Raw genomic sequence first — 22,396 nt, forward strand, 5'->3', positions numbered from 1 at the left:
TTCTTGCTCACCGAAAGGATCCTGGCAATGGTTTTAAAGCCTTTCCCTTGGCAGTGCAGGCGAAGTATTTGTTTTACTTGACTCATTGGTTTTGTTTTTCCGGCCATTAGTTATCTTATTTGATGGTATCCATCAAATAAACCAAAACCAGAAAGAAAATAGCTAGGGGGTCAGCATGCTCCAGAATAAATCATCCAAAGGGGTCAACATGCTCCAGAATAATGTGAAAATCCAGCTATCTTATTTTTCGAAGAGGGGTCAGCATCCGCCAGAACGGCAGTTACCTATAGGTTGGGCTTTAGAGGGGTCAGCATGCTCCAGTATATCCACAAATGAACTTTGAGTAGAAGTAATCACTAAATCCAATCCATTAGGAAAAGTACTTTCTTTCTCCATTTGTACACTTATATTTCTCTCTCCTTTACTAGCGCTGCTTTTTTCCTCGTTAGCTACAAGACTCGTATAGTTAAGCCATAATCCTGTATACGTTGCATTTGACATATCATAAAGTCCAGCTTCCGATGCACTATTATTATCTAAATGAAATTGAATCGTAGCCGCTGGGCTTCCTGTATTGTTATCATAGATATCCAGTAAGGCGACTTCAGAGATGTTTATCTCCATAGGATGTCCTGCTTCATTAGTATCTTGTGCATTTAAGACAATTAAAGCTGTGATCGTAAAAAGAACGGAAAATACTTTAAGAGTTTTCATAGTTGGGATATTTATATTATTATGATAATACATTGATTTCCTGTTATAAATATATCACTATGTCTGTTTTAAAAACATGAATTTAATCACCTTTCAAAGAATCTTCTCAGGGCAAAAAAAGAACACCAATACAAGGGCATCGTCATATCTAAAAAGTAAAAAACGGAACAAACAATATATATAGTAATTCCATTTTTCGATTCAAACTTGCGTTTGCCTTTTTCGAAGGTAGAAAGTAGAGGTATTTTAGACTTTTTTTTCTTTTACACTGTTTTTAAGCAGCTAGTTTTTCAGTGAATTTCTTTTAGCTGTTCACGGGTTATGGATGAGGCATTTTTTTGCCTACTGAAGATTTCTCTCCCTAGAAGGGAACTTGGTTGTTTTATGTTAAAAAATAACATCTTTTAACACAAATAAGCATGATTTTTGCAGTTTCTGGAAACTAAATTTTAGGTAAAACCATAAACATAATACTTCTACATTGGTGGAAAATATAGCGATATCCAGTATAAAAATACTCCCTTCTTATTCCGCATTGAATATTACATACAAAGCTTATAAGGACAGCTGCCAATTGGCTGCATTTATTTGCAATACGCCATCCTCTAATGTAGCCTTGTTGGAAGTTCCGAAAAGCCCGAATGCCAGTTTGGAAGATGCTAATTTGGCGAGAACAAGGCTTGAAGCGTTACTGCTAGACTATATATGTAATAATTCTCAGGAGCTATTTCTCGTAGAGAACAGCCAGAAGGATCCAAGATTCAGAGAGAACACAGAGGGCAAACCTGTCTCTCTTCCTGTTTTTATTGCTATTGTTCCCATAAGGGATTGCCAGAAAAAGGTTTTAGGCATCCTTTATATTGAGGACAACTTCCCCAAAAAGCTAACACTAGAACAATGCGAGGCACTGGCTATCGTGGCGAGTCAAACGCTGCCTTTTATACAGGCCACGCATGTTCCAAAAAAGACCGAGCTCCATAGTCTCCCAAAAAAAATAAAAAAACGTATATCAGAAAAGGCAATAAAGAAACCGGTGGCCGCCTTAGATTCAATTATTTCCACTCCATTACACACGGGGTATACGGTGACAACAGTGGTAGATATCAAGGGGAATATAAGTTGTGTAAGCCCAAGCTTGTGTTTTGCCCTAGGCTACACTTCGAAGGAGTTGCTAGGAGAAAATATTTTTAACTATGTTCATCCAGAAGACCGGAATAACGCTATTCACAACTTTTTACAGTTTGTCCAGGAAAAACCCTTTATATCTCGTTCTTATAGAATTAAACACAAGTCGGGCAACTGGAGATGGTTTGAAGGGTTAGCCAACGATTTGATAGCCAATACTGCTGTCCAAGGCATTGCTATAAAAGCCAGGGATATTACCGAAAAAATGGCATTAAAAGCTGCGGAAGAAAAGTTCCGGCTGCTTTTTGACCATAGCCCCTTACCTAAATATGTTTATGACATTGATTCCCTGAAGATCCTCGATGTCAACGAGGCTATGATCTCGCTTTATGGTTACAGTAGGGAGGAACTGTTGGCAATGACCATAAAAGATATCAGACCGCTAAAGGAGCTTGATAAATTAATGGCAGGGCTACAAGTTAAACCACAAAAGGAAAGCCCTTTTAATTATGGAATATATACCCACCAAAAGAAAAATGGCGACTTGGTACTCGTAGAAGTTACCGGCCGTTATTTACCATATAACAACCAAAATTGTTTGATGGTGGCATGCAAGGATGTCACGGAACAAATTGCAGCAGAGGAAAAAATAAAAAAATCCAACGAGCGTTTCCAAATTATAAGCCAGACTACCAAGGATTTTATCTGGGATTGGGACAAAATAAATAATACCTTATATTATAGCGAGGCCTATAAAACCTTGTTTGGCTATAAAAAGCATAGCGGTTCTGGGAATTCTTGGCACATTCATATTCATCCGGAAGATGAAAAAACAGTCAAAGATTCCATTGAACAGGCTTTCAATGACCCCAAATGCGATACATGGGAGGCAGAATACCGCTTTAAAAAAGCGAATGGGGAATATGCCTATGTTCAAGACAAGGGAGTTATCATTAGAAATAAAGAAGGCGATGCAATTCGAATGGTAGGAGTAATGTCTGATATTACCTATTGCAAAAACCATGAAAACTCCTTAAGGAAACTCAACCAAGAACTAAGGGAATACGCGCTGAGTATCGAACATCAAAATAAGATCTTCCGAGATATTGCTTGGACCCAATCGCATGTGGTCAGGGCCCCGGTAGCACGACTAATGGGAATAATAGACTTGTTTAAAAACGATATGTTGGATACTGGGGAAAAAGAAGAGATGTTAGACCATATTCTTGCTGCCTGCCAGGAAATAGATCTTATAATTAATGATATTGTCGAAAAATCCAACTCCGTTATCGATATGGAAAAGTTATCCTGCCCAATTAAATTTTAGGAGTAATAACTTCATCCATGTTACTGGCATCCGTACCTTGTTTTTGCTTTTCAATAAAGAACACCTTTTATATCAATATTTGGAGATCGTTGCTCTTTTGCAAAGCCAGTGTCAAGCCAACCTTGTTATCACCTTGACCAAAAGGATTACATCTTATAAAGGATACAAGAACATAAAAATGCCATAATTGCCGGTCAAATTTGGATCATTTCCCCCCTTTTGGGCAATTACCTTTGAGAAGGCTACCATACGGTTTATCTGTATTATAAATATTGGAATCAATATTATTACCAATGTAGGCTAGAAAAAAAGAATAAGAAATTAAAACCGAGAATTCCTTTTTTAGTAGCTTGTAGCTTTTAAGATGGCCTTATGATCTGATTGTTTATAAGTATAAAATCGGATATTGAACAACAGCTTACCTATACAAATATATAAGGAGTAGTTATGGAAATAGATATAAAAAGGTTTAGTGAACTAAATACGGATGAACTGTATGATATCTTGCAATTGAGGTCCGAAGTTTTTGTGGTAGAACAAGATTGCGTATATCAGGATCTGGACGGGAAGGATAAAAAGGCCCTACATATTATAGGGCGTAAAAATGATGTCATCGTAGCGTATACCCGTGTATTTAAGGCTGGAGAATATTTTGAAGAAGCCAGTATTGGTAGGGTAGTGGTTAGGAAGAATCAACGTTCTTTTGGATACGGGGAAGTAATTATGAAGGCCTCTATTAAAGCCATAGAAACTTCCTTTGACACCAAAACCATCAGAATTTCTGCCCAGCAATATTTGATGAAATTTTATAGTTCCTTGGGCTTTCAAGTTTTTGGCGAAGGCTATTTGGAAGACGGAATTCCACATATAGGAATGATAAAAAAATAGCCCTCATTTATTCGACAGGGAATAATTAAAGGGCTAATACAATATCTTATTGTTTTATCGCCCAGAAAAAATAGTTGGGCTAGAATGTGTACAATTAGGGGAAATGCGGAAATTTACTAAATTTTGATAGGCGTTTTATCGCTTAAATTGATATCCTCGAGCATATTATCGGTAAACTTGTAATGGCCTTTGGTAGTAATGATTTTAAAATGATTAGATTTCATACGGCTCAGCGTGTCTAAAAACAACCATTTAGATTTTAAAAGAAGTGGTCGGTTTGATTTTAAACTAATCTCAAAATAATACTTTTTACCATTTTTAGTGGCCACTATGTCCGGCGTTATTTTCGTGTCACTGCCCTTTTTTAAATAGGATTTAGGAATATCATAACCTTCTAAATCTGCTCTAATCTTCTCAAAACCGTGCGCTTCTAAATGCGTTATCGATTTTTTTAAGAATGCCGCGTTTTCTTCTCTTTCTACTTGTACCATTGATTGTTTTTTAGTGAACTTCTAATTTAATTAAATTTACGTCCAATTCCTAATTTAACAGATTCATTAACAACACTTTAGTATCTGGTTTTAATTTTAGCAGGAAAGCAGTTTCTCGGATACCTTGCCAGTAGTCTTCCATAAAAGGATGTGGCTAAGGGCCTTAGGATATTAGCAGTTATTATCTTGAACAAGTACCACAAGTTTTACCTTGTTTTTACGCTATAAAGCGCCCAATTGTGGTAGGTGGAAAAAAGCTGCTATTTTTTATAGAGGTCTTCCTGTATATATTAGCACGTATGGCAGCTGCTCCTACAATTAAAGAAAGCAGGTAAAAAGCATATCTAAAGGGCAATTTCTGCAATTAAAGTCTCTTTTGCCATCGATTATCATTTAATTTCCTATTTTTCAGAAAAGGAAATCGCTTTAAAAACAATACACTTTAAAATAAGGAAAATGACTAAAAAACAAATTTACATTGGGGTACTAGGGCTTTTTTTAGGCTTTTTTATGTCCTGTAAAACTGAAATCAATAAAGAAGACGATACCTTGAACAAGCTCATTGGGGAGGTAAAGGAAAATTTTGCCCCGGATAAAAGGGTGGCCCTATTTGACATTTCTTTTTCGGAGAACAAGGACGGAATTATTCTTAAAGGAGAATCTGATATGGCCGCCGCCGTGGATGCTCTTAAACAAAAATTAGACGCCAATAATATAAGGTATATAGATAGTGTTCAGCATTTACCTGCTATTTCTTTAGCAGAAAAACAAGGACTTATAACCATTTCGGTGGCTAATTTAAGGGGGAAAGCGGCTCATTCTTCAGAATTGGTTACTCAGGCCACTTTGGGAACGCCCGTTAAAATTTTAAAAAATGAAGGCGATTGGTTATTGGTTCAGACTCCAGATAATTATTTGTCCTGGGTAGATAGAGGGGGAGTTAAAGGGGTATTGCCAGCAGAATTTTCAAGGTGGAAATCGGCCAAAAAAATTATTTTTCTGTCTACCATCGGTCATGCCTATACCGAAGCAGACGTAAATTCTCAGGTGGTTTCCGATATGGTGGCCGGGGCAATACTAGAATTTCTAGGCGAAGAAAAGGGGTTCTTTAAAGTACAATTTCCCGATGGGAGAGAGGCTTTTGTAAATAAAAAAGAAGCTATGGAGTACGATAGGTGGTTAGACCGTCTAGATCCAAGCCAGGAATCCTTGGTCAATACTGCTAAAAGCTTGATGGGGGTACCATATCTATGGGGAGGAACATCGACCAAAGGGGTCGATTGCAGTGGCTTTACCAAGAGTATTTATTTTTTAAATGGGATTGTTTTACCAAGGGATGCCTCCCAACAAATACATACCGGGAAACAAGTAGATGCTGAAAAGGATTTTGACAAATTAGTGCCTGGCGATTTATTGTTTTTTGGAAAACCAGCGACCGATACTACCAAAGAGCGCGTAATTCACGTGGGAATGTGGATCGGGAACAATGAATTTATCCACTCGGCCGGAAGGGTACATATTAGCAGTATGGACAAGGATGCGCCCAATTACGACGCCTATAATTACAACCGTTATTTACGATCTAACAGATACCTAAATGAAGCCAAGGACGGCTTAATAGAATTAGTAAAAACTCCGGTCTTTAAAGATTAAAAGAAAGTAGTAAATCCATTCTTTCTTTTAAATCAATTTAAAGGGAGAATGGATTTTTTAGATATTGCACCCTTATTGTAGCCCTACAAAATCGGGTAGGGTAGTACCCTCCTTATAAAAATACTGTTTTACCGGTCTTGACAGATTCATCGGCGGCCAAAACAATTTTTAAACTATTGACGGCATCCTGTAAATGTGCCGACACGTCTATATCTTCACGGATGGCCTTTAACAAATACTCTTGTTCCAATAAGCAGAGTCCATCGTGATCGGGTTCGTCTGCCGTAGGAACGACTTCATCTTTTTTTACAAATTCTCCCTGTTCATTTAATTCGCTATGATGTAGATTAAGGCTATTGGTTTTGGTATGCCCTTCAATATCTTGGGAGGCACCTTTGGCCTGGTCTACTATAGAAACCGATCCTTTAGGACCAATGACATCCTTAATAAACACGGCCGTTTCACTCATCATAGGGCCCCATCCGGCTTCGTACCATCCTACAGATCCATCTTTAAAACGCACCTGTAATTGTCCATAATTATACATAGATGAGCCTATCTCCTCACTTAAATTAACGCCTATGGCACTTACACTAATGGGGTAAGATTGGGTCATTAGACACATAATATCTACATAATGCACCCCGCAGTCAACGATGGGCGACATAGAATGCATCAATTGTTTGTGGGTATACCATTTATCGCCAGAACTTTGTTGGTTAAGGTTCATACGCATCACCAAGGGTTTCCCCAATCCACGTGCCATTTCAACAAATTTTGTCCATGAAGGATGTACCCTTAGGATATATCCGACTACCATTTTTAGGTTTCTTTCTATGGCCAAGGCCACCAATTCCTGGGCTTCCTCTACGGTGAGGGCCAAGGGTTTCTCTACAAAAACATGAGCTCCCGCTTCCAAACTTTTTCGAACATATTGGGCATGGGTATCCGGATAGGTATTAATAGATACCACATCGGGTTTTGTAGTTTCCAAGGCCGTGCTAAAATCGGCAAAGGTAGCTAAGCCGCCCAATTCCTTGGAGAGCCTTTCCCTGCTTTCCGGTTTTCGGCTTACCAAACCAACAATATCAAAATCTGGCAGCTGGTGATAGGCCCTGGCATGGGAAACACCCATGTTTCCGCAACCTACTACCAATGTTTTTAAAGTTTTCATGCGTTTTCTTTTAAATATTCAACGGATTCCACCTGCAAATTAAGAAAAGAAACCAAATTTAAAGAACCCTTTTTGGCCTCCTAGGCAATAAGTGAAAATTAGAAGGCTTTGGTCCTTCGTTTATGCGCTGCTCTTAAATTAAAATGAATACAATTTTCTATATGGGGCGGCCCACATTTTTAAGGGATAATATGTAGGAAATAATTTCAATTCAAGGACACTTCTTCAATAAAACTGAAATCTATGGTCGTTGCGAATGCTATTTTTATTTATTTGTTTGCAGAAAGGTAGGAGTACAGTGGTTTAGAAAATTCGGACTTATCTTTACCCAAGGAATCTTATCGCCAATGGGGGTGGGCGAAGTTATCATTATGGTGACCAATTCCCTTTTTGTATTATTTATTTTCTGGTACCTCACCTATTTTCTGAATCAAAAGAAAATATATTTTAAGGTATAAGCGCTACTTTAGGAGGAATCACAGATTGATATACCTTCTTAATTAACGCAATATTTCCCGGTATTTGGCGGCATCGTTTAATAGGGCGGTAGCGGCCATGATTGCCTCATCATTTTTTAGGAGATATTCGTAAAGTCCTTCTCTATAAAAGTATCTTTTAAGGATTTCATCCTCTAAATTTTTATGGATTTCCTTTTTATAGGTATCCAGGGCCGAAACTTTGCTTTTATCCATTTCTAGTAAAAGGGTTTTGTAGGCCTCCTTTACCGAGCCGTTAAACAAGGAGCTATCTTGGTTGGCCATGGCATTCTTTAAAGCTTTTTCAGCTTTGGTTTCAAAGGTAAATCCACTTTTAAGGACATAACTTTTAAAGGCATTGAACTGGGCTTCCCCAAACTTAAAGTCGGCTAAATTTTCCAAGGTATTGTTGTAATAATAATCGGTAGCATAATCAAAGATCATATGGTCCGATAAAAGGGCTTGGGTGAGGGAATTTGTTTTTGCCGTGGCAATTTCTATATCGGGCAATACCCCTCCGCCATCTTGTACTTTACGGCCGTTTCTGGTGGTAAAATCGTTATATTGAGTGTTTCGGACGGCATTCCCCTCTTCATCTCGGTTCCAATAATCCAGTGATTGTATACACCTTCCCGAAGCGGTATAATAGCGAGATATGGTAACTTTTAATTGGGTGCCATAGGTTAATTTTAAGGGGCGTTGTACCAAACCTTTCCCAAAACTACGGGCGCCTATAATAACGGCCCTGTCCAGATCCTGCAAACTGCCCGAAACAATTTCACTGGCCGATGCACTTCTTCCGTTAACCAATACTACCAAAGGTATTTCGGTATCCTCGGGCTGATTTTTAGTGCGGTATTCCCTATTGAATTTTTTTACTTTGGATTTTGTAGTCACCACCAGTTCTCCTTTGGGGATAAAAAGGTTGGTCACGTTTATGGCCTCTGTCAATAGGCCACCTGGATTCCCCCTTAAGTCGAGTACAATTTTTTGAGCCCCTTCATTTTTAAGATCCCTAAGGGCTTCCTTGGTTTGTTTGGAAGCTTTTTGGTTAAATTTTGCCAAAACGATATATCCGGTTTTGTCATCGATCATTTTATAAAAGGGGACGGCATCAACCTCTATGGCTTCTCTGGTAAGGGTGGTCGTTTTTAGGGTTCCCTGTCTGCTATAAACAACTGTTATACTGGTGTTGTTGGCACCTTTTAAAAGCTCTCCCGCATCATCTTTAAAACTGGATAGTTCTATGTCTCCGATCTTGATTATTTCGTCCCCGGCCTTTAATCCGGCCTTGTCTGCCGGATATCCTTTATAGGGTTCCATAATGACAATCTTGCCCTTTTGGCTACGAACCAGGGCACCGATCCCCGAATATTCGCCCGTATTATTAATTCTAAAAGATTCTACATCCTGCTCATTTAAGAACTTGGTGTAGGGATCTAGGTCTTCCAACATGTTTTTTATGGCGGTATCCATCAACTCAGCGGGATTTGTCTCGTCCACGTAGTTCATGTTCAGCTCTTTAAATAGGGTCGTAAAAATTTCGATTTGTTTGGCAATCTCAAAAAAATCGCCTCTAAAACTACTTGCGGTAACTATAAAAACAAGGGCTACTACCGGAATTAGCACCTGTTTTTTAAAATTTATTTTCATCTGCCTTACTTTTATAGATCTTTAAAAACGCCAAATTTCGAAGAATGCCCCTTTATGGAAATATGAACTATAAGAAAGCTAGCGGCCAACGACATATAGTGTGTTGTTATAAGGTAAAAGAAAATATCTTAGGCCTTATTTCCCGAGCTTGGATTTACCGAGTTCCGCAGAAAATTTCTGGATTAAAAGAACCATCGTTTCCGTTATTTTTTCCTGGGTGGGCATTTCCTTCCCAATATATAAAAACATTAACGCATAGTTGCCCTCTATGTTGTTAAAAAGAAGGGGTTTATTTAAGCGATATGCCTCGCGTAGCAGTCTTTTTATACGATTTCGGGCAACAGCACTTTTAAAGTTCCGTTTGGAAGCCGTAACGCCTGCTTGTACCCGTACTTCTTCGGGAAGGGCGGTTTCTAAATAAAATAACTTAATGGGATATTTAGAAATACCCTGGCCTTCGCTAAAAAGGCGTTCAATAAGTTTTTTGCTTTTAAGCTTTTCTTTTTTCGGGAATGTAAATGACATAGAAGCGCAAAAGTATAAATAATATTCTCAGCATTTATCGTTCCCGAGCATCAACTTAAAAAAACTAAGGGCTTGGAAAACTCCTTATATGAAGGGATTGTTCAAATTTATAGGGGTATGGTATACATATTAAGAAGCCATAGTAGCAATGAAACCCTAAGATGCCCTATTTCGGTGGTAATGGAGAAAAAAAAATCCGTTTAAAAAACCAAGGAATTGGTCTTCTAAACGGATTTTAAAATAGCCTTTAGGATTTATTCCTGTGGCTGATAAACGTTGTTTTCCTCATTGACGTCTGCCATCAATTGAGAAGGATCTATCACCACGGCCTTAATATTGTCCAACGGTGTTTCTAGAACAAAATCATATTCCGGTTGTGCCCAAGGCCAGTCATTTAAAACCGTTCTTTTTAAGGTAGGATATGGATTTTCTTTTTCGCCGTACATCATTCGCAATGGGGCATAAAAAGTTTCTTGAGTTCCGTCGTTGTACAATACCAAAATATCTATAGGCATTGGCATAGCGCCGATACGCTCTAGGGTAACTACGGTTTTCTCTCCTTTGGCCGCCACCTCTTTAATGCCGTAATCTATGGTATTCGTAGTTTGCGTCCAATCGGTCAGGTACCAATCTAGATGCATCCCAGAAACCTTTTCGGCCGTTCTTTTTATATCATTGGGAGTAGGGTGCTTAAATTTAAAGTCCTCGTAATATTTTCTCAAGGTCTCCATTAATTTATCCTGCCCTATAACATAGCCTAATTGCGATAAAAAGATAGCTCCTTTGCTATAGGCAGCAACGCCATAGGCAAAATTTAAATCGTATCTGTCAGAATGGGTAGTCTGTGGTTGTTCCTTTCCCGAAGCGACCAAATTATAGTATCCTTTATAGCTGTTTTCAAAAGGATTTTGTTTGTTCTGGTCCATTATTTGGTTCATGCAAAGGCTAGAAATAAAGGAAGTAAAACCTTCATCCATCCATTCGTGTTTAGATTCGTTGGTTGCCAAGATATGCTGAAACCAAGAGTGGGCCAACTCGTGTACCATGACTCCTACTAGGCTTCCAAAACTTCTGCCTCCGGTAATTAGGGTACTCATGGCATATTCCATACCGCCGTCGCCCCCTTGGATAACGGAGTATTGATCATAGGGATATTTTCCTATATTGTTATTGAAAAACTTCATGGCTTCGGCCGTTTTTGGCTGAAGTTTTTTCCAGTTTTCTAAGATTTCCTTATCATCTTTATATAAGAAATGTAATAAGGGACCATCTTCTACCTGTAAGGTATCATGAATATAGTCTGGATCTGCCGCCCACATAAAATCGTGCACCATAGGGGCTTTAAAGTGCCAAGTAAGGGTTTTTCCTCTGGGTCGCTTTACTTTTGTTCCAGGAGCCTCATAACCATGGCCTATTTCCTGAGGGTTTTGTAAATATCCGCTACCACCGACAACATATTTCTTGTCTATGGTCAGTTTTACATCAAAATCGCCCCAAACTCCGTGGAATTCGCGCCCTATATAAGGGTAGGCATGCCAACCTTCAAAATCGTATTCTGCCATTTTAGGATACCACTGGCTCATAGAAAGGGCAACCCCTTCACTACTGTTTCTTCCGGCACGACGTACTTGCTCGGGAACCTGCCCGTTAAAGGTCATATCAAAAGTAGTTTTCCCGCCAGCAGGAATTGGTTTTGCCAAGTTTACCACTAATATAGTGCCCTCTTCGGTAAAGGATACTTTTTCACCGTCTTGCGTTAAATCCGTTACCCGTAGGTATCCGATCTTATCGGGCGTTAAACCGGCGATCCTACTTTTGCCGTCCACAAACATCCTGCCATCTGGATCTTTTATGCTTTGTAATCGCATATCCATTTCGCTGCCAGGTTGAAAGGCATTGAAAAAAAGATGGTAAAACACCCGATCTATCTCATCGGGCGAATTATTGGTATATACTAATTTCTGTGTTCCACTGTATTGGTAATTCTTCACGTCCATAGCCACTTCCATGGTATAATCTACGTGTTGTTGCCAATAGGTATGGTTGCTTTGTGCCTCTAGGGTAGTGGTTAACCCCAGGATAGCGACAATCATGCCTATAAATAAGCCTTTGTGATACTTCATGCCGATATTATAATTTAATTTTTCCTTTTGCTACCTGCTCTGCCATAATAAGAGCGTTGTAAGCATTTACCATTTTACCAGATTTAGAGATGTTCTGGAATTCTGTCGCTTTAGACTCCTCTCCAGATACCAATACTTTGGTAGTGGTGGTAAGACCAGATTGCATTAATATTTGCTTAACCTGTGGGGCCTTTAAGTTTGGATAGTAACTCCAAACAAGAGCTGCTACACCAGCTACTGCCGGGGCGGCCATAGAAGTGCCTCCCATAAATTTATATTCGTTATTTGGCATGGTAGAATATATTTTTGCTCCAGGTGCAAAAAGATCAACATTTATCTTGCCGTAATTAGAAAAACTAGCGACCATTTCTGATCCGTATTTGCTTTCCAAGGCACCAACAGTAATAACGTTATCGGCCATTTCTGGACCATTGTTAATTTGGTCGTTAGGGAAATTAGGATTGTTGGGATCGTCTAAATCCTTCCCGTCATTTCCGGCGGCATGTATAAAAAGCACATCGTTTTCCGCCGCGTATTTAATGGCATCGTAAACCCATTGTGCGTTCGGAGAAAAAGGCTTTCCAAAACTTCCGTTAATAATTTTTGCTCCGTTATCTACGGCATATCTGATTCCCAATGCAATGTCTTTGTCGTATTCGTCTCCATTGGGAACCGCACGGATACTCATCAATGCCACATTGTTGGCTACACCATTAGCTCCCAAACCGTTATTGCGTTCTGCAGCAATAATTCCGGCTACGTGGGTACCGTGGCTTTCATCGTCTCTTCTGATATGCGGGTTCCCGTTTCCGTAATTGGTATCGGCAATATCATAAGGATCATCCCCTACAATCTCCCTTCCGTTAAAGTCAACGTTTAGGTTGTAGTTAAGTTGGTCCGTAAAGTAAGAGATAGCACCATTAAGCTCTTCCTTTACATCGGCAATGCTACCGGCCATGCTCAACATTTGCGATAAGATACCTACGTTCTGAAGCATTTCTTCCTTTTCGGTTTCTATAGCAGCCAAATCTTCTTTGGTATAGATGTCCTTGCCCAATACTTCTTGTACGGCAGCATCGGCATTAGTCACCGCCTGCATTATTTGCTCGTAACGTTCCTTGTTCTGCATGGCTTTATTACGATCTGCCTCCAATTTTGCCTTGGCCTTGGCAAGAGTCGCAGGATCGCCCATATTACGGCTTACCATTCTGGTCATTTCTAGCTGTTCGTCATAAGACTCTCCCAAGAAATTATACCCGTGGATATCATCAATATACCCGTTGTTGTCGTCGTCTATGCCGTTGCCAGGGATTTCGTCCTCATTGGTCCAAAGAACGTTTACCAAATCTTCGTGCTTTAAATCCATTCCAGCATCAAGGACGGCCACGATTATTTTTTCACCTTTTTTGTTGGCAATTAGTTCTGCATATGCCTTATCAACACTCATACCCGGGATGGTATCGGTCAATAAATTGGCATGACCCCAGTGTTGTTTTTGAGCCTCCGTTAAGGGCGTAACTTTTAAAGGTAAAGTATCAATGTTTTCAATAGGGGTAGATACCAGAGCGGTACTGCCACAACCCATCAAAAACAAAGAAGCCGAAAGGGCTGCAAACGCGTTGTTTAATTTAATTGTCATATGATTGTAATGTTAAGTTAGATAATTTTTAAAATTTATTTCTTTACGATATAGTTGTATAGGTTTCCATTCTCCTGTCACCAACAAAAGGCGAAACCTTTTAGGATGGCGATAAACGGTTAAGTAGTCCTGAGGTAATAGGAGTTTTATAAATATTCTGTGATGTCTTAGTAATATATACGGTTGCCAAAGGTCCTTTTTCAATTCGATTGGGAAAAAGAGATTTTGTAGTACAAGCATTCCTAGGGGGTACCGTATTATAGAACCCTAGAAGCATTAAATCACAAAAGGAAGCAAGGAAAAAGAATTTGCTACAACCCATATTATAGAAAAAGATTGTTAAAGGTATGAATTTCTTTTAACCGAACTCCTTTTTCGGTATGTTGTAAGGTACAAAGCTCGTTGTGGGCATCGTGTTCAAAGAACAACAGGTATTCATGGTCCACTGCCGTGTTTAAGAAGCTGTCTTTTTCCTGAAGGGTGAGTAGGGGACGGGTATCGTACCCCATCACATAAGGTAGGGGAATGTGCCCTACGGTCGGAATCAGATCGGCGACAAAAACCAAGGTTTTTCCCTGGTATCGGATATGGGGCAACATTTGCTTTTCGGTATGGCCGTCTATAAAAAGGATATCGAAATTCAATTCGGAATTTTTTTTAAAAGAAGCTTTCCCTCTGTCAATAAACTTCAGTTGGCCACTTTCCTGCATCGGTAAAAGGTTTTCTTCTAAAAAAGACGCTTTTTCGCGGGCATTGGGGGTTATGGCCCAGTTCCAATGCGCTTCATTGGTCCAATAGGTAGCATTCTTAAAGGCCGGTTCATAACCGGTTTTATCCTTGTTCCACTGCACACTGCCCCCGCAATGGTCAAAATGTAAATGGGTCATGAACACATCGGTGATGTCGTCTCGGTGAAAGCCTAGTTTTTGTAAGGAACTGTCCAAGGTAAAATTTCCCCACCGATAGTAATAGCCGAAAAACTTCTCTGATTGTTTGTTGCCCATACCGGTATCAATTAAGATCAAACGGTTGCCATCCTCTATTAACAGACACCTTGCGGCAATATCAATCATATTATTAGGGTCTGCGGGGTTGGTGCGGTTCCAAATAGATTTTGGTACTACACCGAACATGGCGCCGCCGTCCAATTTAAAATTTCCAGTCTCTATGGGGTGTAATTTCATACAATATTTACATTTCCGTAAACTTTACGCAAAATAACAAAAGCATTGAGCTTTGTGAAAAGGAAATACTTTATTAGTTGTTTTTTAACACTTTGTATCGAACTTTAATAAAATAGGTCATTCCAGGTAAATAACCTTCTCATTTGCGCTTATGCTATCCTTGTAATGGAAGGGACGTTTGTATCCGGTTTCCCCTACGATTAATACAGGAAGGATATCCCGGTGTTTGCCGTGTTTTTTCACCCACTCCCTTGTGGTACAGTCGCTAGCCACGTCTACGGTATGCTCTTTAAATTCGTTGGCAGATATTTTATAGGCCCAAGGGGCCATATCGGTTTTACTGGCAAACATGGAGGAGGCACCCATAGGGTCCAAAAGGTCTAAACCTGCCCCGTCTTCGCCAGCCGATATCAGCACTATTTTATGAGGGATATAAAAAGAATTGTTTGCCAATTGAGCGGCAAGCAGATTAATTTCGCTATTTCCGGTCAAGGCTATAAAGGTGTTTTTGTTGAGGGCATTGGCCATCTCAAAAGTATCCTCTTTTAGTCCATTCCCGTGTATGGTGGTGACCCCTTGCTCTTTGGCTTCGTGAACGAGGTGTTTGTTAGCATCTATCAGGACCACTTCGTTGTGTTCCTGAAGCTGTTTGGCAATATACAGCCCTAAGGGGTTGGCACCTAAGATCAGGTATCCTTTTCGTGCATCCTGCATTACCAATTCCCCTCTTTTTCTTAACCAATTGGTGGTCCATGTAAGAAGAAAGGGGACGGTCAGGGTGGTAGAAATGGCCATAAATACAAGGATCGAAAATATCTCTGTGGAGATGATTCCCATTTGAAGGCCTATTCCTGCTATTATTATTTCTACGGCCCCTCTACCGTTCATTCCGGTGCCTATAGTAACCCCTTCCCTCCATCCATGACCACTGGGCAAATAAAACAATGCCGTCCCCGCAATTTTACCTATTACGGCCCCTGCAATAATCAGGATCAATAGCAATAAGTTTGTCTGAAAGACCTCCAAGCTAACATTAAAACCGGCCGTAACAAAGAATATAGGGGCTAGAAAACCAATGGAAACATCATGGAAAACGCCGGTAACGTCTTTGAACACCTGTCGGGAAAAAACCCCGTCGCGAATATAGAGTCCCGCCATAAATGCACCCAAAATCCCGTGAAGTCCGGCGAGCTCTGCCAGTTCGGAAAAACCGAGAACAATGATGACCATTATGGTAAAATGGACAGTGCGGTTTATAGTTTTTGACTTGGAGAGTAACTTGCCCACTACGGGAAAAAAATAGATGCCGATCAGGGCAGAAAAAGCGAAGAAGATCATGGCTTTTCCGGCCACCCAGCTCAGGCTAGCCGCGTTTACGCTACCGACGTCAACATACCCAATGATTCCTGCAAAAATGATCAGGGCCAAGGTGTCCGATATCAGTGCCCCGGCCATTAGGACATAGGCAATCCTGGTATTTAAAAGTTTAAGGTCTACCAAGATACGGCTTTTTGTGGCCAGGGAAGTCACCCCTACCGCAATACCTACAAAAAGGGCGGCAATGTTGGTGCCGTCAAACAATATTATGGTATAATACCCCAGTACAAAAGGCACTACAAACCCTCCAATGGCTGCCAATAATCCTGGCCAAGAGGCTTTTCCTAAATCTTTAAAATTGATTTCCATTCCTATATAGGCCATCAGGAACAGAATACCTACCTCTGCCAAGGTATTGAGGGCCCCAGAGGTTTCCAGAACCCCAAAAAGCCCTGGCCCAAGGATGATACCGATCAATAATTCGCCAAGAATAGGAGGGAAACCCAAGCGTTTTGCCAATATGCCCCCAGCCCAGGCGGCAACTAGTACAAGTAGAAGATTTAATATTTGTAGTTCTGCCATAGGAGATTGGTTTTTAACACTCTAAGAAACTAAAAATACCTAAATATTGCCGAATGACAAAGCATGCCCAACAAATAGTTCGACCATCTTAGTGAAATTCCTTTTAAGAAGTAAGGTACCTAATTCGGGGTATTTCAAGGCTTTTTGGATAAAATTTAATATAAATCAACCAAGGTTTTTTCTATATCGGGCAATTTTTTTATTTTTTAAAACTTATATTGCTTCAAATTTTTTTATGGTAGAGCTTGCTGGAATTATTATACTTGGAATTATTGCCCAATGGGTAGCTTGGAAATTAAAGCTACCTGCTATTTTACCCTTAATTTTAATCGGATTATTGGTTGGTCCTATTGCCACCATGTTTACCGATGATAGCTCCAAACTAATAGAACCTATTTGGAACGGCACTAAAGGATTATTTCCCGGAGATAGCCTGTATTATTTTGTTTCCCTGGCCATTAGTATAATTTTATTCGAAGGAGGCCTTACGTTAAAACGATCGGAGGTGGCCAATGTGGGGCCTGTGATTACCAAACTTATTACCGTAGGGTCCTTAGTGACTTTTTTTGGCGCCGGCCTGGCCGCACATTTTATTTTTGGACTGAATTGGCAAATGTCCTTTCTGTTTTCTTCCCTGATCATTGTGACAGGGCCTACAGTAATTACCCCTATTTTAAGGAATATACCCCTAAAAAAAGACCTTTCGGCAGTGTTGAAATGGGAAGGGATCCTTATTGACCCCATTGGGGCCTTGGCGGCGGTATTGGTCTACGAATTTATTAGAGTAGGTGGAGGCGGGGACTATACGGTGACCGCTTTAATAGAGTTCGGGAAAATCTTGTTGTTCGGGTTTACCTTCGGATTTACCTTTGCCCATGCCTTGGTATTTGTGATTAAAAACAATTTTGTTCCCCATTATTTATTGAATGTGGTATCCTTATCTACCGTGCTTTTGGTGTTTGTAATGTCAGATGTATTCGCTCATGAATCGGGCCTATTGGCGGTGGTGATTATGGGAATGGTGATGGGTAACACCGATTTGCCAAATCTAAAGGAACTCTTGTATTTTAAGGAGAGCTTAAGCATTCTCTTAATTTCCATTTTATTCATTTTATTGGCGGCCAACATAAACCTAGCAGATTTAGAGCTAATCTATACTTGGAAGACCGTAGCTTTGTTTTGTAGCATCGTTTTTGTCATTCGTCCCTTGGGCGTATTTCTTAGTGCCACGAGGTCTAACCTAAGCTTTAGGGATAAACTGTTTATAGGATGGGTAGGGCCTAGGGGAATCGTTGCGGCGGGTATTGCTTCTTTATTTGGGTCTAAATTATTGGTACAAGGCGAGGCAGATGCACAATTTATAACCCCATTGGTCTTTATGATCGTTTTGGGAACCGTTTTGTTAAATGCAACCACGGCCAGACTTTTTGCTAAATTAATAGGGGTGTTTTTAAACAAGTCCGAGGGAATATTGATTATCGGGGCATCTAAAATTTCCAGACTTATTGGAAATTACCTTCAGGATAACAACCGCCACGTGGTGCTGATAGATAACAACCCAAACAATGTAAATAAGGCTAAAAGACAAGGCTTGGAGGCCATCGCGGCCAATATTTATGCCGATTCCATTACCGATAATATAGAGCTTAGTGATGTAGGTTATTTATTGGCGCTCACCGGGAATTCCGACATCAACAATTTTGCCATTAAACACTTTAAAAAGGAATATGGGGAGAACGGGGCCTATCGCTTAATTAATTCGAGCGAAATGAACGACCCGGAAAAGAACCCTAAAGAAGGCCTGTTTTCGCATACGGACGATTTTATTAACCTGACCGAAACTTCTAGGAAATATCCTAAGATCAATGAAATAGAGGTGAACAACAAGGAACATTACGATGGTCTTATAGAACTTTCCAAAGCCGATAAGGATATCGTGCCTTTATTTTTAAAAATGCCCGATGGCGAACTACGGATCATTTCGTCTTTTAGCAAGGAAATGGACGACATCACAGAAGGCTGTATATTGGTGTACCTAGGGAAGGAATTTGACTTAGAGGACGGTGTAAAAGAAGAGAAACCTAAGGAAATGGAGGTATAATCAATCGTAGGAAGGAGGTCGTTTCTCCTTCTTTGCCTGTCAACTTTTTAGCGAACGTTTAGGGGTTTGGGCGTTCCCTCCTGCGTCGGGCGGGCCCTTGGCTATATCCCTTGCTGCGCTGCGGGGATGCCGCCGCGGTCCCTAACGCAGCATTCAGTGAACAATAACCAATTAGCAATAAACAATGCTTAACAGTGGTCAATACTGTTCAGGCATGGACAATTGTGTTTACTGTTCACTGATTCATGTCCCTTAGACTGGATTGTTTCTTGAAAATGACTGCAGCCAAGGCATCGCTACAGCTTGCCCCTTACTACAAATGCAAATCATTGCATTTTTCGTGCGGTCCTCTTTGTTCTCTTTTCAATTTTCTTTTCTCTTTGATAATTGTTCACTGAAACCCGCGTTAGCTTTTGCAGCGGCATCCTTTTTTAAGGGGCCTTGGGCCGTTTAAAAAAGATATAGCGGAAAGAGCGACCCGTTAGGGGAACGCCCATAGAATTGTTATTCTCAGAAACAGTAGCGTCTTAGTCGTTAGGGCCACAAATAAGGGCTATTGGTAGACTTTTACCCAATCTATGATCATTTGTACCGGTAAATCCTCGGGGGACACAGCGCCCACCCAAGAACCGCCCAACTGCATGTCGAGCATAAAGTAAAAGGGCTGGTCAAAAGGCCATTGTGTGGCATCTACCCCCTCTAATTTGGGATAGGTAAACGTTTCCTTGCCGTTAAGGGTAAACACCAATTTATCTGGGAACCATTCCAGGCCATAAATATTGTATTTTTCTGGCCGTACCGCCGTTGTAGAAGAATGCGGAGGAACGGAATTTTGTTTTAGTTCTAAGGTATAGTAGGAGTGTATGGTCTGGTAAATCTTATCTTCGTAACTCAAGCGTTCCATGATATCGATTTCCCCGTTTCTGGGATATTTCCCGTATTTGGGCTGGTCTGCCAACATCCAAATGGCGGGCCAAGCACCTTGTGCGCTCTCTAATTTGGCGCGGACTTCGATCTTCCCGTATTGAAAGGCAAATTTTCCCTTGGTTGAAACGCCACCGGTTAAAAAAGGAACGGTATCCCTGCTGCGGTCCGGATTAACGATCCCGCGTAGGTATAATTTCCCGTTCTTTACCTGATACACATCTTCGTGATCGGACATATAATTGGACCAATCTGGGGTACCCCTTTCAATAATATTCCACTTGCCGGGGTCTAGAAAATCCTTTTTGTCAAAAGACTCTTCCCAAACCAATTGCCAACCATCGGTACTGTTTGGAGCGGGAGTTTTTAAGGAACTACAACCGCTGAGGATACAAAAAGCCCATAAGCATAGACCTATTATTTGGAGGGTATACTTATGGGCCGCAGTCATTAGTCGTTCAGTTTTAAAACGGCCATGAACGCTTGCTGTGGGATCTCTACGTTCCCCACTTGACGCATACGTTTTTTACCTTTCTTTTGCTTTTCCAATAATTTACGCTTACGGGAAATATCACCTCCATAACACTTGGCGGTAACATCTTTACGCAAGGCTTTTATCGTTTCCCTGGAAATGATCTTCGCTCCAATAGCCGCTTGGATTGGAATATCGAACTGTTGCCTAGGGATCAGTTCTTTTAATTTCTCACACATTTTTTTACCGATATTGGCGGCATTGTCGGCATGGATCAAGGCAGAAAGTGCATCTACCGGCTGTGCATTCAAAAGAATATCTACACGCACCAATTTAGAGGTACGCATACCAATAGGAGAGTAGTCAAAAGAAGCATATCCCTTGGAAACTGTTTTTAGACGATCGTAAAAGTCAAAAACAATCTCGGCCAAGGGCATATCAAAATTGAGCTCTACCCTTTCTGGCGTTAAATAGGTCTGGTTCGTAATCTGTCCCCTTTTATCGATACAAAGAGACATTACGTTCCCTACAAAATCTGATTTTGTAATGATGGTAGCCTTAATATAAGGCTCCTCTACACGGTCTAATGTAGACGGATCGGGTAAATCTGACGGGTTGTTAACGATAAGGGCGTCTTCCGGATTTTTACGGGTAAAGGCGTGGTAACTAACGTTGGGTACGGTAGTAATAACCGTCATATCGAACTCGCGCTCCAAACGTTCCTGGATAATCTCCATGTGAAGCATTCCTAAGAAACCACAACGGAAACCAAAACCAAGGGCAGCACTACTTTCGGGTGCAAAAACCAAGGAAGCATCGTTTAATTGCAATTTCTCCATAGAAGAACGCAATTCTTCGTAATCCTCCGTATCTACAGGGTAAATACCGGCAAATACCATAGGTTTAACATCTTCAAATCCTCCAATGGCATTTTTGGTAGGGTTGGCAGCATCGGTAATGGTGTCACCTACTTTTACCTCGCGGGCGTCTTTGATACCGGTGATCAGATATCCTACATCTCCGGCTTTGATAACTTGTTTAGGATGTTGTGCCAATTTTAAGGTTCCTACCTCATCGGCGTAGTAATCCTTGTTGGTGGCAACAAATTTTATTTTCTGGCCTTTTTTAATTTCTCCGTTGATAACCCTAAAGTAGGTCTCAACCCCTCTGAACGGATTATAGACAGAATCGAAAACCAAGGCTTGTAAAGATTCGTCCGGATTGCCTTTAGGGGCAGGGATACGCTCTATAATAGCCGTTAAAATATCTTTGATTCCCAGTCCGGATTTGGCACTGGCAGGGATCACTTCTTCTCTAGAACAACCTAAAAGTTCTACGATATCATCGGTAACCTCTTCCGGATTGGCACTTGGTAAATCTACCTTGTTCAATACAGGAATAATTTCCAAATCGTTCTCTAAGGCCAAATAAAGGTTCGATATTGTCTGGGCCTGTATGCTCTGGGCCGCATCTACGATCAATAAGGCTCCTTCACAAGCCGCGATAGATCGGGAAACTTCATAGGAAAAATCTACGTGACCAGGAGTGTCAATTAGGTTTAAGATATATTTTTCACCTTCATGTTCGTAGTCCATTTGTATGGCATGACTCTTAATGGTAATACCGCGTTCCCGCTCCAAATCCATGCTATCTAATAGCTGATTTTGTTTTTCACGGTCGGTTACCGATCCGGTATATTCCAATAATCTATCGGCTAAGGTGCTTTTACCGTGATCAATATGTGCAATAATGCAAAAATTCCGTATGTTTTTCATCTATGCTGAATTATTTCAGTTCCATTTTTCAACGCCCGAGACACCAAGGGGTGCAATGGCATTAAAATCAACTGCAAATATAGGCTTTATCCATGATTTTTTTAGTAAAAAAGCAGTGCTCTTTTCTTGGAAGATAGCAAGGCTGGTAAAATAATTGTTCCAGATAGTGCCTAATCCTTTCTAATCTTTTAAATGAGGTAAATTATTGACAACGAATTACAGAAAAGGGCCTGTTTTCTTAAATTTATGTTAT

The 22,396-nt window shown here is 40.4% G+C and carries 15 protein-coding genes; 4 read left to right on the forward strand and 11 right to left on the reverse strand.

Going from position 1 to position 22,396, the window contains the following annotated elements; translation table 11 throughout:
* Nucleotides 1–258: 258 nt before the first annotated feature.
* Complete coding sequence (locus tag BUA16_RS15680) at nucleotides 259–714, reverse strand: hypothetical protein (RefSeq protein WP_143150538.1); 456 nt, start codon at nucleotides 712–714, stop codon at nucleotides 259–261.
* A gap of 484 nt (nucleotides 715–1,198) precedes the next feature.
* Here BUA16_RS15680 and BUA16_RS15685 point away from each other — a divergent pair, with 484 nt between their 5' ends.
* A complete protein-coding gene (locus tag BUA16_RS15685; RefSeq protein ID WP_178338902.1) occupies nucleotides 1,199–3,166 on the forward strand; it encodes a PAS domain-containing protein in 1,968 nt (655 codons plus the stop codon).
* A 447-nt stretch (nucleotides 3,167–3,613) separates the two neighbouring features.
* Entirely contained in the window at nucleotides 3,614–4,054 is a 441-nt protein-coding gene (locus tag BUA16_RS15690) for a GNAT family N-acetyltransferase (RefSeq protein WP_072765694.1), read from the forward strand.
* A 116-nt stretch (nucleotides 4,055–4,170) separates the two neighbouring features.
* On the opposite strand, the gene BUA16_RS15695 is transcribed toward BUA16_RS15690, so the two are convergent.
* Nucleotides 4,171–4,545: a hypothetical protein gene (locus BUA16_RS15695; protein ID WP_072765695.1), complete on the reverse strand. Its 375-nt coding sequence runs from the start codon at nucleotides 4,543–4,545 to the stop codon at nucleotides 4,171–4,173.
* A gap of 456 nt (nucleotides 4,546–5,001) precedes the next feature.
* Here BUA16_RS15695 and BUA16_RS15700 point away from each other — a divergent pair, with 456 nt between their 5' ends.
* Nucleotides 5,002–6,198 (forward strand): SH3 domain-containing C40 family peptidase, encoded by a 1,197-nt coding sequence (locus BUA16_RS15700; RefSeq protein ID WP_072765696.1) that lies wholly within the window; start codon nucleotides 5,002–5,004, stop codon nucleotides 6,196–6,198.
* A 112-nt stretch (nucleotides 6,199–6,310) separates the two neighbouring features.
* On the opposite strand, the gene BUA16_RS15705 is transcribed toward BUA16_RS15700, so the two are convergent.
* The 7 genes from BUA16_RS15705 to BUA16_RS15735 form a co-directional block, all read right to left on the reverse strand.
* A complete protein-coding gene (locus tag BUA16_RS15705; RefSeq protein WP_072765697.1) occupies nucleotides 6,311–7,372 on the reverse strand; it encodes a Gfo/Idh/MocA family protein in 1,062 nt (353 codons plus the stop codon).
* A 500-nt stretch (nucleotides 7,373–7,872) separates the two neighbouring features.
* Nucleotides 7,873–9,501, reverse strand: coding sequence for a S41 family peptidase (locus BUA16_RS15710; protein ID WP_072765698.1), 1,629 nt, complete (start codon nucleotides 9,499–9,501; stop codon nucleotides 7,873–7,875).
* A gap of 135 nt (nucleotides 9,502–9,636) precedes the next feature.
* Nucleotides 9,637–10,026, reverse strand: a complete 390-nt coding sequence (gene rnpA, locus BUA16_RS15715) for a ribonuclease P protein component (protein ID WP_072765699.1) — start codon at nucleotides 10,024–10,026, stop codon at nucleotides 9,637–9,639.
* Nucleotides 10,027–10,280: 254 nt separating this feature from the next.
* The gene (locus BUA16_RS15720; RefSeq protein ID WP_143150540.1) at nucleotides 10,281–12,119 is read right to left on the reverse strand and encodes a M1 family metallopeptidase; all 1,839 of its coding nucleotides are present in this window, start codon (nucleotides 12,117–12,119) and stop codon (nucleotides 10,281–10,283) included.
* Nucleotides 12,120–12,156: 37 nt separating this feature from the next.
* Nucleotides 12,157–13,788, reverse strand: coding sequence for a S8 family peptidase (locus BUA16_RS15725; protein ID WP_072765701.1), 1,632 nt, complete (start codon nucleotides 13,786–13,788; stop codon nucleotides 12,157–12,159).
* A gap of 323 nt (nucleotides 13,789–14,111) precedes the next feature.
* Nucleotides 14,112–14,972, reverse strand: coding sequence for an MBL fold metallo-hydrolase (locus BUA16_RS15730; protein ID WP_072765702.1), 861 nt, complete (start codon nucleotides 14,970–14,972; stop codon nucleotides 14,112–14,114).
* Between the two features lie 117 nt (nucleotides 14,973–15,089).
* Nucleotides 15,090–16,871, reverse strand: a complete 1,782-nt coding sequence (locus BUA16_RS15735; protein WP_072765703.1) for a monovalent cation:proton antiporter family protein — start codon at nucleotides 16,869–16,871, stop codon at nucleotides 15,090–15,092.
* Between the two features lie 235 nt (nucleotides 16,872–17,106).
* Between BUA16_RS15735 and BUA16_RS15740 the strand changes: the two genes are divergently transcribed.
* Nucleotides 17,107–18,972 carry a cation:proton antiporter gene (locus tag BUA16_RS15740; RefSeq protein WP_072765721.1) on the forward strand — a complete coding sequence of 622 codons (1,866 nt, stop codon included), beginning with the start codon at nucleotides 17,107–17,109 and terminating at the stop codon, nucleotides 18,970–18,972.
* 553 nt (nucleotides 18,973–19,525) lie between these two features.
* Here the strand turns inward: BUA16_RS15740 and BUA16_RS15745 are convergent.
* Both BUA16_RS15745 and lepA read right to left on the reverse strand, forming a co-directional pair.
* Nucleotides 19,526–20,347 (reverse strand): glycoside hydrolase family 16 protein, encoded by an 822-nt coding sequence (locus BUA16_RS15745; protein ID WP_072765704.1) that lies wholly within the window; start codon nucleotides 20,345–20,347, stop codon nucleotides 19,526–19,528.
* Nucleotides 20,347–22,143, reverse strand: a complete 1,797-nt coding sequence (gene lepA / locus BUA16_RS15750; RefSeq protein ID WP_072765705.1) for a translation elongation factor 4 — start codon at nucleotides 22,141–22,143, stop codon at nucleotides 20,347–20,349. The genes BUA16_RS15745 and lepA overlap by 1 nt, the downstream gene beginning before the upstream one ends.
* Nucleotides 22,144–22,396 lie beyond the last annotated feature (253 nt).

Source organism: Arenibacter nanhaiticus, from assembly GCF_900141935.1.
Lineage (GTDB): Bacteria > Bacteroidota > Bacteroidia > Flavobacteriales > Flavobacteriaceae > Arenibacter > Arenibacter nanhaiticus.

Bases quoted from the DNA above. Each gene is read 5' to 3' on its own strand.
- BUA16_RS15705 (WP_072765697.1), bottom strand. From the start codon at position 7,372: ATGAAAACTTTAAAAACATTGGTAGTAGGTTGCGGAAACATGGGTGTT.
- BUA16_RS15680 (WP_143150538.1), bottom strand. From the start codon at position 714: ATGAAAACTCTTAAAGTATTTTCCGTTCTTTTTACGATCACAGCTTTA.
- BUA16_RS15745 (WP_072765704.1), bottom strand. From the start codon at position 20,347: ATGACTGCGGCCCATAAGTATACCCTCCAAATAATAGGTCTATGCTTA.
- BUA16_RS15720 (WP_143150540.1), bottom strand. From the start codon at position 12,119: ATGATTGTCGCTATCCTGGGGTTAACCACTACCCTAGAGGCACAAAGC.
- rnpA (WP_072765699.1), bottom strand. From the start codon at position 10,026: ATGTCATTTACATTCCCGAAAAAAGAAAAGCTTAAAAGCAAAAAACTT.
- BUA16_RS15730 (WP_072765702.1), bottom strand. From the start codon at position 14,972: ATGAAATTACACCCCATAGAGACTGGAAATTTTAAATTGGACGGCGGC.
- BUA16_RS15700 (WP_072765696.1), top strand. From the start codon at position 5,002: ATGACTAAAAAACAAATTTACATTGGGGTACTAGGGCTTTTTTTAGGC.
- BUA16_RS15710 (WP_072765698.1), bottom strand. From the start codon at position 9,501: ATGAAAATAAATTTTAAAAAACAGGTGCTAATTCCGGTAGTAGCCCTT.
- BUA16_RS15740 (WP_072765721.1), top strand. From the start codon at position 17,107: ATGGTAGAGCTTGCTGGAATTATTATACTTGGAATTATTGCCCAATGG.
- BUA16_RS15695 (WP_072765695.1), bottom strand. From the start codon at position 4,545: ATGGTACAAGTAGAAAGAGAAGAAAACGCGGCATTCTTAAAAAAATCG.
- BUA16_RS15735 (WP_072765703.1), bottom strand. From the start codon at position 16,871: ATGGCAGAACTACAAATATTAAATCTTCTACTTGTACTAGTTGCCGCC.
- lepA (WP_072765705.1), bottom strand. From the start codon at position 22,143: ATGAAAAACATACGGAATTTTTGCATTATTGCACATATTGATCACGGT.
- BUA16_RS15690 (WP_072765694.1), top strand. From the start codon at position 3,614: ATGGAAATAGATATAAAAAGGTTTAGTGAACTAAATACGGATGAACTG.
- BUA16_RS15725 (WP_072765701.1), bottom strand. From the start codon at position 13,788: ATGACAATTAAATTAAACAACGCGTTTGCAGCCCTTTCGGCTTCTTTG.